Here is a 15,222-nt window from a genome sequence, read left to right as displayed (position 1 = left end):
TTCGGCGAGCCACCTCCCCGAAGGGAGAGGATCAGGCGTTCCGCGGCTCGATTTCGAACTCGATGACCTTGTGGTCGGCGCGCAGTTCGGCGGCCAGGCGGTCGATCGCCGTGCGGTTCAGCGCGCTGACGGTGGCCCCGTGCTCGATATACCGGCCCTTCTTCAACAGCCGTTCGCTGAGCGGCGCGGATCTCAGACCCAGCGCCTTGAGCCGCTCACGCAGGTCCTCGGCGCCGGGGGCAGCGCCCCGGGCGTAGCGGATGGTGATGTCGGCCAGCGACTGTTGCGGCAGCCGCTGGTCGATCAGCCGGAAGCCGGCCAGCACGATCAGCGCCAGCACCGTGCCGCTGACAGCCACCTCCCAGAAGCCGATGCCGAACAGGATGCCGATACAGCTGGTGGTCCAGACGGAGGCCGCCGTGGTCAGGCCATGAACGTTGAAGCCCTCGCGAAAGATCACGCCGCCGCCGAGGAAGCCGACGCCCGTCAGGATGCCGTGCGCCATGCGCACAGGGTCGATGCGGATCACGTCGTGCGGCGTCGTCGACCCGATCCAGCTCATCTGGTGATTGGCCGCGACCATCAGCAGCGCCGAGGTCAGCGCCAGCAGGCTGTGGGTGCGAAAGCCGGCCGGCTGACCGCGAAATCCACGCTCGAATCCGATGCAACCGCCGGCCAGAAGCGCACCAATGAGCGGCAATATATACTGTGGATTCAATGCCGTGTTCAGAAACGCATACATGAATAATCCTCCGAACCCGGAACAATGCTCCAAATCGCGGCGGATGCAAATGGTCGGTGTGGCGGGGTTCGCCGCCACCCCTCCACGTCATGGTGAGCAGCGCCGAAGGCGCGTGTCGAACCACGCAGTCTGCATCCGCGCGGCAGCATCCCTGCGTCCTTCGACTCGCCCGCTTCGCGGGCTGCTCAGGATGACGTGGAGGAGTAGGGCGTAGGGAGTAGCAGAGAGGGCGCGCGGCGCTGGCGGCGTGCGCAGGTCGAACTACGCCCTACGCCCTACGCCCTACGCCCCATCGAACCACGCACTCTTGCGCCGCGCCGGGCGACGGGTGTGAATGTGCGCTTCCGAACGGGGGGTGAGTCATGCGTGTTTGGCGGAAGATGGTTGCGGGACTCGCCCTGGCGGCGGCGTTGCCGGGACTGGCCAGCGCCCGGCAGGCGGCGCCGCGTCCCGACCAGCTGGCCTTCCGGGCCCTCTACAAGGAACTGGTCGAGATCAACACGACCCTGTCGGTCGGCAGCTGCACCAGGGCGGCCGAGGCGATGGCGGCGCGGTTGAAGGCCGCCGGCTATCCGGACAGCGATCTCCATCTGATCGTCGACCCTGACCATCCGCGCGAAGGCAATCTGGTCGCCGTCCTTCCCGGAACGGATCCGAAGGCCAAGGCGATCCTGTTGCTGGCGCACATTGACGTGGTCGAGGCCAACCGGGCCGACTGGACGCGCGACCCCTTCACCCTGATCGAGGAGGACGGCTGGTTTTATGCCCGCGGCGCATCGGACGACAAGGCCGAGGCTTCGATCTGGGTCGACACCCTGATCCGCTACAAGCAGGAGGGCTTCAAAACCCGTCGCACCGTGAAGATGGCGCTGACCTGCGGCGAGGAGAGCGAGGGGTCGCTGAACGGCGCCAGCCTGCTCGTGCGGAAATACCGGGCGCTGATCGACGCCCAGTTCGCGCTCAATGAAGGGGCCGGCGGCCTGCTGAGCGACGACGGCAAGCCGGTCTCGCTGTCGATCCAGTCGGGCGAAAAGGTCTACCAGGACTTCACGCTCAGCTCGACCAACAAGGGCGGCCACTCGAGCCGGCCGGTGCATGACAACGCGATCACCCATCTGGCCGGCGCGCTGGTGCGGATCGGGGACTACGACTTCCCGGTCCAGCTGAACGACACCACGCGCGCCTACTTCACGGCCATGGCGCCGCTGGTCGATCCCAGGACCGGTGCGGCGATGCGGGCCATTGTCGCCGATCCAACCGACGCGGCGGCCGCCGCCATCATCTCGCGCAACCCGACCTGGAATAGCATGTTGCGGACCACCTGCGTGGCCACGATGGCCAGCGCCGGGCATGCCCCCAACGCCCTGCCGCAGCGGGCGGAGGCCAATGTGAACTGCCGCATCTTCCCGGGCGTCTCGGTAGACGCCGTACAGGCTCAGCTGATCGCCCTGGCGGCCGACCCCAAGGTCTCGGTGACGCCGGACGCCACCGTACGGCTGACGCCGCCGCCGCCGCCGTTGTCGCCGGACATCATGAAGCCGATCCGCGTCGAGGCCGACAAGATCTGGCCGGGCGTGCCGATCGTTCCGTTCCAGTCCACCGGGGCGACCGACGGCAAGTACCTCAACAGCTACGGCATCCCGACCTACGGCCTGACGGGCATCTTCTCGGACAACAGCAACAGCGGCGTCCACGGTCTGAATGAGCGCATCCGGGTCAAGTCGCTCTATGACGCGCGGGACTTCCTGTACGGCCTCGTCAAAGCCTACGCCTCGGCGAAATAGGACCCTGATGATGACCCTCAAGCGCGGACTTCTGGCGGCGACGCTCACCCTTTCACTCTGCGGAGTCGCCAGCGCGCAGACGGCGACGCCGCCGGCGGTCGTGCGGCCTGATCAACTGGCGTTCCGCGGGCTCTACAAGGAGCTCGTCGAGATCAACACGACCCTGTCGGTCGGCAGTTGCACGAAGGCGGCCGAGGCCATGGGCGCACGGCTGACGGCGGCGGGCTTCCCGGCGGGAGACGTGCAGGTGGTGGTCAATCCGGACCATCCGCGCGAGGGTAGCCTGGTCGCGGTGCTGCCTGGGACCGATCCGAAGGCCGGGGCCATGCTGCTGCTGGCCCACATCGATGTGGTCGAGGCCAATCCGGCCGACTGGACCCGGGACCCGTTCACCCTGATCGAGGAGAACGGCTACTTCTTCGCCCGCGGCGCGTCTGATGACAAAGCCCAGGCGGCCATCTGGGTCGACAGTCTGGTTCGGCTCAAGCAGGCCGGCTTCAAGCCGCGCCGCGCCATCAAGCTGGCCCTGACCTGCGGCGAGGAGAGCGAGGCCTACAACGGCATCGAGGACCTGGTGACCAACCACCGGCCGCTGGTCGACGCGGCCTTCGCGCTCAACGAAGGGGCCGACGGCCTGCTGGACGAGAACGACAAGCCGGTCGTGCTCGAGGTCCAGGGCGGCGAGAAGGTCTATCAGGACTTCACCCTGACCCTCACGAACCCGGGCGGACACTCCAGCCGTCCGGTCCATGACAACGCGATCAACCGCCTGTCGGCCGCGCTCGTGAAGATCGGGGACTTCGACTTCCCGGTCGCCTTGAATGACGCCACGCGCGGCTATTTCACCCGCATGGCGTCGCTGGTCCCGGCCGACAAGGGCGCGGCGATGAAGGCGCTGGTGGCCAACCCGGACGATGCTGCGGCCCAGGCCGCGGTCTCCGCCGATCCGATGTGGAACAGCATGCTGCGCACGACCTGCGTGGCGACGATGGTCAGCGCCGGCCACGCGCCGAACGCCCTGCCGCAGCGTGCGACGGCCAATGTGAACTGCCGTATCCTGCCGGGCGTGCCGGTTGAGGCCGTGCGCCAGCAGCTGATGAGCGTCACGGCCGATCCCGGCATCGCCTTCACCCTGGCGCATGAGCCGAGCAAGGCCTCGCCCCCGCCGCCGCTGACGCCCTTCATCATGGGGCCGATCGAGGCTGAAGCGGGCAAGCTCTGGCCGGGCGTTCCGGTGGTCACCATCCTGCTGACCGGCGCCACCGACGGCATCCACACCAACGGCGCGGGCATTCCGACCTACGGCGTAAGCGGCATCTTCGGCAGCTCGGACGGCGACGGCATCCACGGTCTGAACGAACGGGTGCGGGTCAAGGCGCTATACGAGGGCCGCGACTTTCTGTTCGCCCTGATCAAGGACTACGCCATGGCCAAGGACGCCCCCGCGGCGGGAAAGAAGCCAGGGTTGTTCGGGCGAATGATGGGCAAGCTGAAAGGCTGAGGCACAGGGGACATGTACCGCAGGTACGTGTCCCCCAATCGAGCGGTCACAGGTTTAGGGGACACGTACCTGCGGTACATGTCCCCGCGCCTTACCCCGTGAACTTCGCGGCGTCCTCGTCGCTGATGTCGGCGTTCGAATAGACGCTCTGGACGTCGTCGTCGTCTTCCAGCCCTTCAAGCAGGCGCATGACGACGGTCGCCTGGTCGCCGCTGACCGGAACCAGCGACTTCGGCCGCCAGACGATCTTGGTCGAGGATGCTTCGCCGAACTGCTTCTCCAGCGCCTGGGCGACCTCGTTGAGGTCCTCGAAGGCGGTATAGACCGTGTGGCCCGAACCCTCTTCGCCCAGATCAGACTCGACGTCCGCGGCGCCGGCCTCGATGGCCGCCTCCATCATGGCGTCTTCGCTGGCGGCCCTGGCCGGGTACTCGATCTGGCCCATGCGGTCGAAGTTGAAGGTCACCGAGCCGGTGGCCCCCATGTTGCCGCCCAGCTTGCCGAAGATCGTCCGGACGTTGGCCGCGGCGCGGTTCTTGTTGTCGGTAAGCACCTCGACGACGACGCCTACGCCACCCGGGGCCAGGCCCTCGTAGCGGATCTCGGTATAGTCGGCCGCGTCGCCCATCTGCGACTTCTTGATCGCCCGGTCGATGACGTCCTTCGGCACCGACTCGGCCTTGGCGTTGGCCACGGCCAGGCGCAGGCGCGGGTTCATGGTCGGGTCAGGCAGACCCGCCTTGGCGGCCACGGTGATTTCCCGCGACAGCTTGGAAAACAGCCGCGACCGCACCGCATCGGCGCGGCCCTTGCGGTGCATGATGTTCTTGAATTTTGAGTGGCCGGCCATGCTCGGGTGTCGGTCTCGGTGTTGAAACGGTGCGGGCTTTTAGCGTCGGGGCGGGGCGGCGCCTAGGTCAGGCCGTCGCCAGCGCCACCACCGGCTCGGTCGCGCTCAGCCGGCCGCCGATGCGGATCGGTTCGACGCGGCGGGCGAGGCCAGTGCGGTCGTCGGTCTCGACGAACACGCCGCAGACCGTCGCCGGGCCCGACGCCGGCTGATAGCGGCCCTGGCTGATCTTGGTGGTGAACCGCCGCAGCGGCTCTTCCTTCTGGTTGCCGATGACGCTGTCGTAGTCGGCGCAGGCGCCCGCGTCCGTCTGGTAGGCGGTGCCGCCGGGCAGGATCTGGCAGTCGGCGGTCGGCACATGGGTATGGGTGCCGACGACCAGGCTGGCGCGGCCGTCGCAATAGTGGCCCATGGCCATCTTCTCGGACGTCGCCTCGCAGTGCATGTCGACCAGCACCGCGTCGGCGACCTGGGCCAGCGGGGCCTTGTCCAGCTCGCGGTCGGCGGCGGCGAACGGGTCGTCCATCGCATCCATGTGCACGCGGCCGAGCAGGTTGATGACGAAGATCGTCTTGCCGCTCTCCGTCTGGAACAGGTGGCTGCCGCGGCCCGGCGCGTCCGACAGGATCGGATAGTTGGCCGGCCGGATCAGCCGCGGTTCGCGCACGATGTAGGTCAGCGCTTCCTTCTGGTCCCAGCTGTGGTTGCCGAGCGTCAGGCAGTCGGCGCCGGCCTCGAACAGCTCACGCGCCGTGTTCTCGGTGATCCCGAAACCGGCGGCGGCGTTCTCCGCGTTGACGATGACGAACTCGAGGCCGAGGCGGCGACGGAGACCGGGCAGGTGGTCGGCCAGGCCGTCGCGGCCAGATTTGCCGACGACGTCGCCGAAGAAAGCAAAGCGCATCTAGAAGTCCTTCCGGGCCGCAATATACCCGGCCTCGGTCAGAATCCCATCCAGCGCCTGATCATGCGGCTCCCGGGGCAGACGCGGGACCTCCTGGCCGCTGTAGGCGAAGCCCACGGCGAGGGGCGGGCGAGGGGCGTCACGCAGCGCCGCCAGCGTCCGGTCATAGTGGCCGCCGCCCTGGCCGAGGCGCCCGCCGCCGCGATCGAACGCCAGCAGGGGGACCAGGATCAGATCCGGCCGCACCTCGGCCGCGGAGGGCGACGGCGCGGGCAGCCCGGACAGGTCGTGGGTCAGCCGTTCGCCCGGCTTCCAGCTTCTGAACACCAACGGGCCGTCCTCGACCTCGACGGCCGGCAGGGACAGCCGCCAGCCCTGCTTCGCCAGCAGGTCGCCGAGCGGACGGGGATCGAGCTCGGCGCCGAGCGCCTTGTAGAGCGCGATCGCCCCGGCGCGTTTCAGGCCCAGCGCGGCGAGCATGTCGCTGACGCGGTCCGCGGCCATCCAGTCGGCTTCGGGATGCTCGGTCAGCAACGTCTTGCGCCGCGCGCGCGCCTCCAGGCGGAGGGCGGCTTTCTGACTGGCGATGAGCGGGTCGGTCAGGGGTGCGTCCTTCGAGACGCGATCCTGAAGGATCGCTCCTCAGGATGACGCAGAGGGGTGGGCGACAAAACTGTTCGTCATGGTGAGGAGCGAGGCATCAGCCGAGCGTCTCGAACCACGCGATGCGGACAAAAGGGTGGCGGCGCCGCAAGAGCCGTGAAGGACGGTTCAATTCCCTCGACCTGGATAACCAGGTGGGCACCGTGTGCCCAACCCCAGGGGGAAGGACAGGGACAGCTCCCTAGAGTGAATTAAGGTCGCTGGAATGTAGTTGCCTTCGACGTGAGCCACAGCATGACCCGCCACCTCGCAAGGTAGGCGCTGAAGCGGGCAAATGGAAGGGCGACTGCGCCCCTCCCTCCCCTTTATGGGGAGGGAACGGCCGCAAAGCGGCCAGGGTGGGAAGCAGGATGCCATCCGGGATGGATTGGGGTGACGGCTGACTCCCCCACCCGGTCCCTGCGGACCACCCTCCCCATTAAGGGGAGGGAGAAACGGCATCTCACCCCGCCGCGAGCTTCTCGATGCGCTTGGCGGCGTTCTCCAGCGCGGCCACGGCCTTGACCTCGACCCGCGACTGGTCGGTCTGGGTCCGGGCCAGTTCACCCTGGATATGCTGAAGCCGCAGCTTCAGATCGGCCATCTCGTCGGCCATCAGGAGCGCGCCCATCAGGAACAGGCGGGTGTCGCCGAGGTTGCCGACGTCCTGGCTGACCTGCCGCACCTGTTCATCGAACAGCTTGGCGATGTCTATCAGATGGCGTTCCTGGCCGTCCTCGCAGCCGACGCTGTAGGGCTTTCCGTTAATCTGCACGGTGACCTGGGCCATGTCGATCAGCCTTCCGTTCCGGTGGCGGACTCGTCGCCCAGGGCGGCGCGGATTTCCGCGATGGCGCGCCCGAGTGCCTGCGAGGCTTGCGCGCCGGCCTCTTCGAGCGCCCGTTCGCGGGCCCGGGCGGCGTCCAGTTCGGCGGCCAGCCGCGACCGGTCCTGGTCGAACAGACCCCCCGCCTCGGCGCCGGCCTCGGCCATCTTGTCGGACATGCGGCTCTCGAGCATCGCCATCGCGCGCTCCAGCCTGCGCACGGCCAGGTCCAGGGCGCTTCCCTCGGCCTCTCCCGTCATGTTCGCGGCTCTCCTGATCGAAGTCCTTTCTATAGACCGCACCGGGGCGTGACAGGAAGGCGGGTTGAAACGATCAGCCGCACATGCGAACGGGCGCCCATACCGAACGAGTCGAGAGAGCCAAAAATGTCCGTCAGCCCGGTCAAGATGGCCGACGCCATCCGCGTCCTGTCCATGGACGCCGTCCATGCCGCCAAATCCGGCCACCAGGGCGCGCCCATGGGTCTCGCCGACGTGGCGACGGTGCTCTGGACGAAGTTCCTGCGCTACGACGCCGCCCGTCCGGACTGGGCCGACCGCGACCGCTTCGTGCTGTCGGCGGGCCACGCCTCGATGCTGATCTACAGCCTGCTCCATCTGACTGGCAGCAAGGCCGTGACGATGGATCAGATCCGCAACTTCCGTCAGTGGGGCAGCAACACCGCCGGTCACCCGGAATACGGCCACACGCCGGGCGTCGAGGTGACCACCGGCCCGCTGGGCCAGGGCATCGCCACCGCTGTCGGCATGGCCATGGCCGAGCGCTCGATGAATGCACGCTATGGCGACGACCTCGTCGACCACCGCACCTGGGTCATCGCCGGCGACGGCTGTCTGATGGAAGGCATCAGCCACGAAGCCATCTCGCTGGCCGGCCGGCTGAAGCTCAGCAAGCTGACGGTGCTGTTCGACGACAACAACACCACCATCGACGGCGCCGCGACGATCGCCGAGACAGGCGACCAGATGGCCCGCTTCAAGGCGGCCGGCTGGGCCGTCAAGGCCGTCGACGGCCACGACCACGGCAAGATCGCCGCCGCCCTGCGCTGGGCGACCCGACAGTCCGTCCCGACGATGATCGCCTGCAAGACCGCCATCCTGAAGGGCGCGGGCCCGAAGGAAGGGGACATCCACGGCCACGGCTATTCCTTGTTCGACGAGGAAGCGACCCTTGCGCGCAAGGCCATGGGCTGGCCGCTGCCGCCGTTCGAACTGCCGGAAGACATCGTCGACGCCTGGCGCAAGGCCGGCCGCAAGGGCGGCGGTCAGCGTCGCAAGTGGGAAGCCCGGCTGAAGGGCAGCGCTCACAAGGTCGACTTCACCCGGGCGATGAAGGGCGACCTTCCGGCCGACGCCTTCAAGGCGCTGGACGCCCACATCGACAAGATGCTCGCCGAGCCGGTGGTCAACGCCACCCGCGTGCACAGCGGCGCGGCCCTGGCCGTCCTGACCCCGGCGATCCCCGAAATGATCGGCGGCTCGGCCGACCTGACCGGCTCCAACAACACCTACGTCAAGGGCATGGTCCCGTTCGATCTGCCCGACTATGCCGGCAAGTATGTCCACTACGGCGTGCGCGAGCACGGCATGGCGGCGGCGATGAACGGCATGGCGCTGCACGGGGGCGTGATCCCCTACAGCGGGGCCTTCATGGTCTTCTCCGACTACAGCCGCGCCGCCATCCGCCTCGGCGCCCTGATGGGCATTCGCGTGATCCACGTGATGACGCACGACTCGATCGGCGTCGGCGAGGACGGCCCGACCCACCAGCCGGTCGAGCACCTGGCGGCGCTGCGCGCGATGCCCAACCTGCTCGTCTTCCGCCCGGCCGACGTGGTCGAGGCCGCTGAATGCTGGCGTCTGGCGCTGGAAGCGAAGACCACCCCCTCGGTCATGGCCCTGTCGCGGCAGAAGACCGGCGTGGCCCGCACCCAGGGCGGCAACCTGTCGGCCAACGGCGCCTACGAACTCGCCGGCGCAGATGGCGAGGCCCAGGTGACGCTCTTCGCCTCAGGCTCGGAAGTGTCGATCGCGCTCGCCGCCCGCACCCTGCTGCAGGCCGACGGCGTGCCGACGCGCGTCGTCTCGACGCCATGCTGGGAACTGTTTGAACAACAGACCGCCAAGTACCGCGCCGACACCATCGGCAAGGCCCCCGTGCGCGTCGCCGTCGAGGCGGCGGTGAAGTTCGGCTGGGAGCGGTTCATCGGCGAAGACGGCGCCTTCGTCGGCATGACCGGCTTCGGCGCCAGCGCCCCGGCCGAGCGGCTCTACAAGGAATTCGGCATCACAGCGGAAGCGGTGGCTGCCGTGGCCAGGGCGAAGCTCTGACACCCTGCGTCCTTCGAGACGCGGACCTGAGGGTCCGCTCCTCAGGATGACGCGCAAGGTTGTGCTGCAATAGTGTTCGTCATGCTGAGGAGCGAGCTTCAGGCGAGCGTCTCGAAGCACGCAACAGGGATCACGCGATGAAACTCGGCACCCCCCTCAGCCCGTCCGCCACGCGCGTCATGCTCCTCGGCTGCGGCGAGCTCGGCAAGGAAGTGGCTATCGAGCTGCAGCGGCTGGGGGTCGAGGTGATCGGCGTCGACCGCTACGCCGACGCCCCGGCCATGCAGGTGGCCCACCGCAGCCATGTGATCACCATGACCGACGCCGCCGCCCTGCGCGCGGTGATCGAGGCCGAGCGGCCGCACCTGATCGTGCCGGAGATCGAGGCCATCGCCACCGATGAGCTGGCGAAGATCGAGGCCGAGGGGCTGGCGACAGTGATCCCGACCGCCCGCGCCGCCCAGCTGACCATGAACCGCGAGGGCATCCGCCGGCTGGCCGCCGAAGAGCTGGGCCTGTCGACCAGCCCCTACGCCTTCGCCGCCTCGCGGGAGGCGCTGGAGGCGGGCGCGACGGAGGTCGGCTACCCCTGTTTCGTCAAGCCGGTGATGAGCAGTTCCGGCAAGGGCCAGTCCTATGTCGAGAGCGCCGCCGACATCGGCGCGGCCTGGGACTACGCCTTGTCAGCCGGCCGGGTGGAAACGGCGCTGGTCATCGTCGAGGGCCGCATCGCCTTCGACTTCGAGATCACCCTGCTGACCGTCCGCTCGCTCGGCGTCGACGGCGACATCCGGACGTCCTTCTGCGCCCCGATCGGCCATCGCCAGGTCAAGGGCGACTATGTCGAGAGCTGGCAGCCGCAGGCCATGACCGCCGCAGCCCTCGCCAGCGCCCAGGACATCGCCGGCAAGGTCACCGCCGCGCTCGGCGGTCGTGGGCTGTTCGGCGTCGAGCTGTTCGTGAAGGGCGATCAGGTCTGGTTCTCCGAGGTCAGTCCGCGGCCCCACGACACGGGGCTGGTGACGCTCGCCACCCAGCACCAGAGCGAGTTCGCGCTGCATGCCCGCGCCATTCTCGGCCTGCCGGTCGATGTCAGCCTGCGCGAGCCGGGCGCTAGCGCGGTGATCTACGGCGGCCTGGACGCGACAGGCGTAGCCTTCGAAGGCGTCGCCGAGGCGCTGTCCGGCCCCGGCGTGGATCTGCGCCTGTTCGGCAAGCCCGAGGCCTTCGAGCGTCGTCGGATGGGTGTGGCGCTGGCCCGCGCCGCCGACACCGATACCGCCCGGGCCAACGCCGTCGCGGCGGCGGCGAAGGTCAGGGTGGTTCCGGGCTGAGGGCCCGGGGCAGGTCACTGTCGCAGCCTGCGTCGGACTTGCAACAATCCTGCGCGGTTCGGCAAAACGACGGTCATCCAGCCGTGCCACGCTGCGCCGGGGCAAACAGGATCCGGGAGCGAATACATGACGATCGCGATTGCACGCGTGGCCCTTATGGCCGGACTTCTGACGCTGGGCGCCGCGACGTCGGTGGTCGCCCAGTCGACCCCTCCTGCAGCCGTCGCACCCGTCGCGGTGGCCCCGCGCGAGATCGCGGGCCGGGTCGCCAGGGCGATCGAGGATCGCTACTTCGACGTCGCGAAGGGCAAGGCCATCGCCGACAGCCTGCGCGCCGATGTGGCGAAGGGGGCGTTCGACGGCTTCACCGATCCGCGCGACCTGGCCACCGCCCTGACGCGACGGCTGTCGCCCATCGACCACCATTTCAACGTCGGCTGGACCCCGCCCGGCGCGGGGCCTGCTCCGGGCCCCGGCGGCGGCGGTCCGGTTATGGTCCGTCGCGGGCCGGGCGGCCCCCACGAGGTCGACCCCTTCGATCGCCGGAACAGTTTCGGGTTCCGACGCGTCGAGTCCCTGCCGGGCGGCATCGGTTATGTCGACATGCGCCAGTTCGCAAATTTCACCTTCGGCCAGCCGGATGAGCCCGCCCGGCAAGCCGTGGACGCCGTGCTGACCCTGCTGACCGCCTCCGACGCGGTGATCATCGATCTGCGGGAGAACGGCGGCGGATCGCCGGCCATGGTCGGCTATCTGGTCAGCGCCTTCACCCCGAAGGACGCCAAAATCTACAATGTGTTCCATACGCGCGGCGGAACCTCGGACGAGTCGCCTGTCGAGTATTTCGCCCGCCCGCGCCTCGACATTCCGGTCTATTTGCTGATCAGCGCCCGCACCGGCTCGGCCGCCGAAGCCTTCGCCTACACGATGCAGGCGGCCAGGCGCGCGACCATCGTCGGCGAGGCCAGCGGGGGCGCGGCCAATCCGGGCGGGCGCGTCTCGCTGGGCGAGGGCTGGTCGGTGTTCGTCTCCAGCGGGTCGCCGATCAATCCGGTCACTGGCGGCAACTGGGAAGGCGCGGGCGTTCAGCCGGACGTCGCCGTTCCGGCCATCGACGCCCTGACCCGCGCCCGTCAACTGGCGCTGGAGGCGCTGCTGGCCAAGGCGCCGGACAGCCCGGTCGCCGTCGACACCCGCTGGGCGGTTGAAGCCCTGAATGCCGAGATCAATCCGCCGACGTCGATCGGCGGGCTCGATGACTACGCCGGAACCTACAACGGCGACCTCGTGGTCAGGCGCGTCGGGGCGATCCTGGTCATGCAACGCGGCCGCCGTCCGGCCGCCGTGCTGCTGCCGCTGGGCGACGGCGTCTTCTACGTCCAGGGGGATCCGTCCCGCCGGGTGGCCTTCGAACGCGACCCCTCCGGCAAGGTCACCGCCCTGACCCAGAGCAGCCCCAACGGCCAGAGCGCCCGGTTCCGGCCGGGCAGCTGATCGCCGATCAAAGTCACAAACCCTCACCGGATGTGACCGGGTCAAATCCCGCTCCGGGGTTGACTCCAGGGCCCCTGACCGCAAAACCCGCGCCCAATCAGAAACATTGCCGCCGGGAGCGCTTTACCCATGACCCTTCGCGTCGCCATCAACGGATTTGGCCGGATCGGCCGTCTGGTCCTGCGCTCGATCTCTGAGCACAACCGCACGGACATCGAGGTCGTGGCGATCAACGACCTGGGTCCGGTGGAAACCAACGCTCACCTGTTCCGCTATGACAGCGTGCACGGCCGGTTCCCCGGGACGGTGACGACCGGTGAGGACTGGATCGACATCGGCCGCGGCAAGATCAAGGTCACGGCGATCCGCAATCCGGCCGAGCTGCCGCACAAGGACCTGAACGTCGACATCGCGTTCGAGTGCACGGGCCTGTTCACTTCGAAGGAAAAGGCCTCGGCCCACCTGACCGCCGGCGCGAAGCGCGTGCTGGTCTCGGCCCCGGCCGACGGCGCCGACAAGACCATCGTCTACAAGGTCAACCACGAGACCCTGACGGCCGACGACATCGTGGTCTCCAACGGCAGCTGCACGACCAACGCCCTGGCCCCCGTGGCCAAGGTGCTGAACGACCTGTTCGGCATCGAGCGCGGCTACATGACCACCATCCACGCCTACACTGGCGACCAGCCGACGCTGGATACGATGCACAGCGACCTCTACCGCGCCCGCGCGGCGGCGCTCAGCATGATCCCGACCTCGACCGGCGCGGCCAAGGCGCTCGGCCTGGTGCTGCCGGAGCTGAAGGGCAAGCTGGACGGCTCCTCGATCCGTGTCCCGACGCCCAACGTCTCGGTGGTCGACCTGAAGGTCGTCGCCGCCCGCGACGTGACCGTGGAAGAGATCAACAACGCCCTGCTGGCCGCCGCCGCAGGTCCGATGTCGGGCGTGCTGGCCACGACCAGCGAGCCGCTGGTCTCGATGGACCTGAACCATGTCCCCGCCAGCTCGACGGCGGCGCTGAAGCAGACCCAGGTCGTCGACGGCAAGCTGGCCCGCGTGCTCAGCTGGTACGACAACGAATGGGGCTTCGCGACCCGCATGAGCGACACGGCTCTGGTGATGGCGAAATTCCTCTAGGGATGAAGCGGGGAGCCGCGGTAGCCCTCGTCTGGCTTACAGGTCCCTTTGTCGGCCTTTTCGCCGTGAACCTCGTACGGTCGATCGTGGAGTTTGGCGCGGGCGCGCAAAACCCGGGCTGGCCCTGGGTTCACGCGTTGATCATCGCGCTGCTGATCGTGTGGCTGATCGGGACCTGGGGCGTGTCTCGCCTTCAATCCGCGCCGAAGCGGCTGATGTTCTGGGCTGGCTCGGCGATTTCGTTTGTGAGCCTTACGCTCATCCCCTCGCTTGTCCTCGGCGCCTACCAGCTATTTGATCGAAACCCATGACCTTCCGCTCCCTCGAAACCGCTGATCTCGCCGGCAAGCGCGCGCTGGTGCGCGTGGACTTCAATGTTCCGATGGAGGGGGGCGTCATCACCGACGACACCCGCCTGCGCTCGGCCCTGCCGACGATCCACTTCCTCAGCAGTCGGGGGGCGAAGGTCATCCTGCTGGCCCACTTCGACCGGCCCAAGGGCAAGCGGGTTCCGGAGATGAGCCTCGCGCCCGTGGTCGCGCCGCTGTCGGTGCTGCTTGGCAAGCCGGTGCTGTTCGGCGAGGACTGCATTGGCGAGGCCGCCATCAAGGCCGTCGCCGCGCTCGGGGCCGGTGACGTGGCGGTCCTGGAAAACCTGCGCTTCCATCCGGGCGAGGAAAAGAACGACCCGGCCTTCGTCGCCGAGCTCGGGGCCATCGGTGACCTCTTCGTCAACGACGCCTTCAGCGCCGCCCACCGCGCTCACGCCTCGACCGAGGGGATCGCCCGCCTGCTGCCCGCCTATCCCGGCCTCGCCATGCGGCGGGAGCTCGACATGCTCGACGCGGCGCTGGGCAAGCCGGTCAAGCCGGTGCTGGGCATCGTCGGCGGGGCCAAGGTCTCGACCAAGCTCGACCTGCTCAACAACCTGGTACGGAAGCTCGACCGCCTGGCCATTGGCGGCGGCATGGCCAACACCTTCCTGGCCGCCCAGGGTCACGACGTCGGCGGCTCCCTCTGCGAGCACGACCTGGGCGACACCGCCCGCGAGATCATGGCCTCGGCCAAGGCCGCGGGCTGCGAACTGCTGCTGCCGGTCGACGTGGTGGTGGCTCGCGAGGTCAAGCCGGGCACGGCGATCCGCACCTGCGGACTGGACGACGTGAAGGCCGGCGACCTCATTCTCGACGCCGGACCCGAGACGGTGAAGCGCCTGCTCGCCGCCATGGACGCCAGCAAGACCCTGATCTGGAACGGCCCGCTGGGCGTGTTCGAGGTCCCGCCGTTCGATGTGGCCACAGTTGCCGCTGCAAGGCACGCGGCCGTGCTGGCCACGGCCGGCAAGCTGACGGCCGTCGCGGGGGGCGGGGATACGGTGTCGGCCCTCAACCACGCGGGCGTTGCGGATGAGATGACCTTCGTCTCCACGGCCGGCGGCGCCTTCCTCGAATGGATGGAAGGCAAGGAGCTTCCGGGCGTCGCGGCGCTGGAAGTTTAGCGGCCCCATTAACCCACTCCGTCATCCTCGCCCGCGTGGCGAGGACCCCTTTGTCGGCTCGCACGTGCGGGTGTGATCACATTCTCACGGGGAAGCTGAACGAGGGATCCTCGGGACGAGCCCGAGGATGACGGGTCTGAGTTGGGATGCCGGAGGCAT

The 15,222-nt window shown here is 68.4% G+C and carries 14 protein-coding genes; 8 read left to right on the top strand and 6 right to left on the bottom strand.

Translation table 11 applies throughout. The features are described 5' to 3' along the window. Positions 1 to 31: 31 nt before the first annotated feature. Positions 32 to 742 (bottom strand): MgtC/SapB family protein, encoded by a 711-nt coding sequence (locus ACODSL_RS05555; protein WP_488899639.1) that lies wholly within the window; start codon positions 740 to 742, stop codon positions 32 to 34. A gap of 362 nt (positions 743 to 1,104) precedes the next feature. On the opposite strand from ACODSL_RS05555, the gene ACODSL_RS05550 reads away from it, so the two are divergent. Together ACODSL_RS05550 and ACODSL_RS05545 are read left to right on the top strand one after the other, a co-directional pair. Continuing rightward, entirely contained in the window at positions 1,105 to 2,526 is a 1,422-nt protein-coding gene (locus ACODSL_RS05550) for a M20/M25/M40 family metallo-hydrolase (RefSeq protein ID WP_488899638.1), read from the top strand. 10 nt (positions 2,527 to 2,536) lie between these two features. Continuing rightward, positions 2,537 to 4,027, top strand: coding sequence for a M20/M25/M40 family metallo-hydrolase (locus ACODSL_RS05545; protein ID WP_488899736.1), 1,491 nt, complete (start codon positions 2,537 to 2,539; stop codon positions 4,025 to 4,027). Between the two features lie 91 nt (positions 4,028 to 4,118). Here ACODSL_RS05545 and ACODSL_RS05540 read toward each other — a convergent pair whose 3' ends face one another. From ACODSL_RS05540 to ACODSL_RS05520, 5 genes are all read right to left on the bottom strand, one after another. Then, positions 4,119 to 4,877: a YebC/PmpR family DNA-binding transcriptional regulator gene (locus ACODSL_RS05540; protein WP_488899637.1), complete on the bottom strand. Its 759-nt coding sequence runs from the start codon at positions 4,875 to 4,877 to the stop codon at positions 4,119 to 4,121. A gap of 67 nt (positions 4,878 to 4,944) precedes the next feature. After that, complete coding sequence (locus ACODSL_RS05535; RefSeq protein ID WP_488899636.1) at positions 4,945 to 5,781, bottom strand: TIGR00282 family metallophosphoesterase; 837 nt, start codon at positions 5,779 to 5,781, stop codon at positions 4,945 to 4,947. After that, the gene (locus ACODSL_RS05530; RefSeq protein WP_488899735.1) at positions 5,782 to 6,369 is read right to left on the bottom strand and encodes a 5-formyltetrahydrofolate cyclo-ligase; all 588 of its coding nucleotides are present in this window, start codon (positions 6,367 to 6,369) and stop codon (positions 5,782 to 5,784) included. Between the two features lie 517 nt (positions 6,370 to 6,886). Continuing rightward, a complete protein-coding gene (locus ACODSL_RS05525; protein WP_488899635.1) occupies positions 6,887 to 7,213 on the bottom strand; it encodes a cell division protein ZapA in 327 nt (108 codons plus the stop codon). A gap of 5 nt (positions 7,214 to 7,218) precedes the next feature. Then, positions 7,219 to 7,509 carry a DUF4164 family protein gene (locus tag ACODSL_RS05520; RefSeq protein ID WP_488899634.1) on the bottom strand — a complete coding sequence of 97 codons (291 nt, stop codon included), beginning with the start codon at positions 7,507 to 7,509 and terminating at the stop codon, positions 7,219 to 7,221. Between the two features lie 126 nt (positions 7,510 to 7,635). Here ACODSL_RS05520 and tkt point away from each other — a divergent pair, with 126 nt between their 5' ends. The 6 genes from tkt (at position 7,636) to ACODSL_RS05490 (ending at position 15,063) form a co-directional block, all read left to right on the top strand. After that, positions 7,636 to 9,600 (top strand): transketolase, encoded by a 1,965-nt coding sequence (gene tkt / locus ACODSL_RS05515; protein WP_488899633.1) that lies wholly within the window; start codon positions 7,636 to 7,638, stop codon positions 9,598 to 9,600. Positions 9,601 to 9,737: 137 nt separating this feature from the next. Further along, complete coding sequence (gene purT, locus ACODSL_RS05510) at positions 9,738 to 10,934, top strand: formate-dependent phosphoribosylglycinamide formyltransferase (protein ID WP_488899632.1); 1,197 nt, start codon at positions 9,738 to 9,740, stop codon at positions 10,932 to 10,934. A gap of 126 nt (positions 10,935 to 11,060) precedes the next feature. Further along, positions 11,061 to 12,428, top strand: a complete 1,368-nt coding sequence (locus tag ACODSL_RS05505; RefSeq protein ID WP_488899631.1) for a S41 family peptidase — start codon at positions 11,061 to 11,063, stop codon at positions 12,426 to 12,428. A 129-nt stretch (positions 12,429 to 12,557) separates the two neighbouring features. After that, entirely contained in the window at positions 12,558 to 13,565 is a 1,008-nt protein-coding gene (gene gap, locus ACODSL_RS05500; protein WP_488899630.1) for a type I glyceraldehyde-3-phosphate dehydrogenase, read from the top strand. Positions 13,566 to 13,567: 2 nt separating this feature from the next. After that, positions 13,568 to 13,876 carry a hypothetical protein gene (locus ACODSL_RS05495; protein ID WP_488899629.1) on the top strand — a complete coding sequence of 103 codons (309 nt, stop codon included), beginning with the start codon at positions 13,568 to 13,570 and terminating at the stop codon, positions 13,874 to 13,876. Next, the gene (locus tag ACODSL_RS05490; protein WP_488899628.1) at positions 13,873 to 15,063 is read left to right on the top strand and encodes a phosphoglycerate kinase; all 1,191 of its coding nucleotides are present in this window, start codon (positions 13,873 to 13,875) and stop codon (positions 15,061 to 15,063) included. Before ACODSL_RS05495 ends, ACODSL_RS05490 begins: the two co-directional genes overlap by 4 nt. Positions 15,064 to 15,222 lie beyond the last annotated feature (159 nt).

The sequence above is a fragment of the Caulobacter sp. FG121 genome, from assembly GCF_057809815.1.
This window is presented reverse-complemented; position numbering and strand designations above follow the sequence as displayed.

What these genes read in the sequence shown, in the direction of transcription:
- ACODSL_RS05540 (WP_488899637.1), bottom strand. Translation starts at nt 4,877, where the DNA reads ATGGCCGGCCACTCAAAATTCAAGAACATCATGCACCGCAAGGGCCGC.
- ACODSL_RS05520 (WP_488899634.1), bottom strand. Translation starts at nt 7,509, where the DNA reads ATGACGGGAGAGGCCGAGGGAAGCGCCCTGGACCTGGCCGTGCGCAGG.
- gap (WP_488899630.1), top strand. Translation starts at nt 12,558, where the DNA reads ATGACCCTTCGCGTCGCCATCAACGGATTTGGCCGGATCGGCCGTCTG.
- ACODSL_RS05505 (WP_488899631.1), top strand. Translation starts at nt 11,061, where the DNA reads ATGACGATCGCGATTGCACGCGTGGCCCTTATGGCCGGACTTCTGACG.
- ACODSL_RS05495 (WP_488899629.1), top strand. Translation starts at nt 13,568, where the DNA reads ATGAAGCGGGGAGCCGCGGTAGCCCTCGTCTGGCTTACAGGTCCCTTT.
- purT (WP_488899632.1), top strand. Translation starts at nt 9,738, where the DNA reads ATGAAACTCGGCACCCCCCTCAGCCCGTCCGCCACGCGCGTCATGCTC.
- ACODSL_RS05550 (WP_488899638.1), top strand. Translation starts at nt 1,105, where the DNA reads ATGCGTGTTTGGCGGAAGATGGTTGCGGGACTCGCCCTGGCGGCGGCG.
- ACODSL_RS05555 (WP_488899639.1), bottom strand. Translation starts at nt 742, where the DNA reads ATGTATGCGTTTCTGAACACGGCATTGAATCCACAGTATATATTGCCG.
- ACODSL_RS05525 (WP_488899635.1), bottom strand. Translation starts at nt 7,213, where the DNA reads ATGGCCCAGGTCACCGTGCAGATTAACGGAAAGCCCTACAGCGTCGGC.
- ACODSL_RS05490 (WP_488899628.1), top strand. Translation starts at nt 13,873, where the DNA reads ATGACCTTCCGCTCCCTCGAAACCGCTGATCTCGCCGGCAAGCGCGCG.
- ACODSL_RS05545 (WP_488899736.1), top strand. Translation starts at nt 2,537, where the DNA reads ATGACCCTCAAGCGCGGACTTCTGGCGGCGACGCTCACCCTTTCACTC.
- tkt (WP_488899633.1), top strand. Translation starts at nt 7,636, where the DNA reads ATGTCCGTCAGCCCGGTCAAGATGGCCGACGCCATCCGCGTCCTGTCC.
- ACODSL_RS05535 (WP_488899636.1), bottom strand. Translation starts at nt 5,781, where the DNA reads ATGCGCTTTGCTTTCTTCGGCGACGTCGTCGGCAAATCTGGCCGCGAC.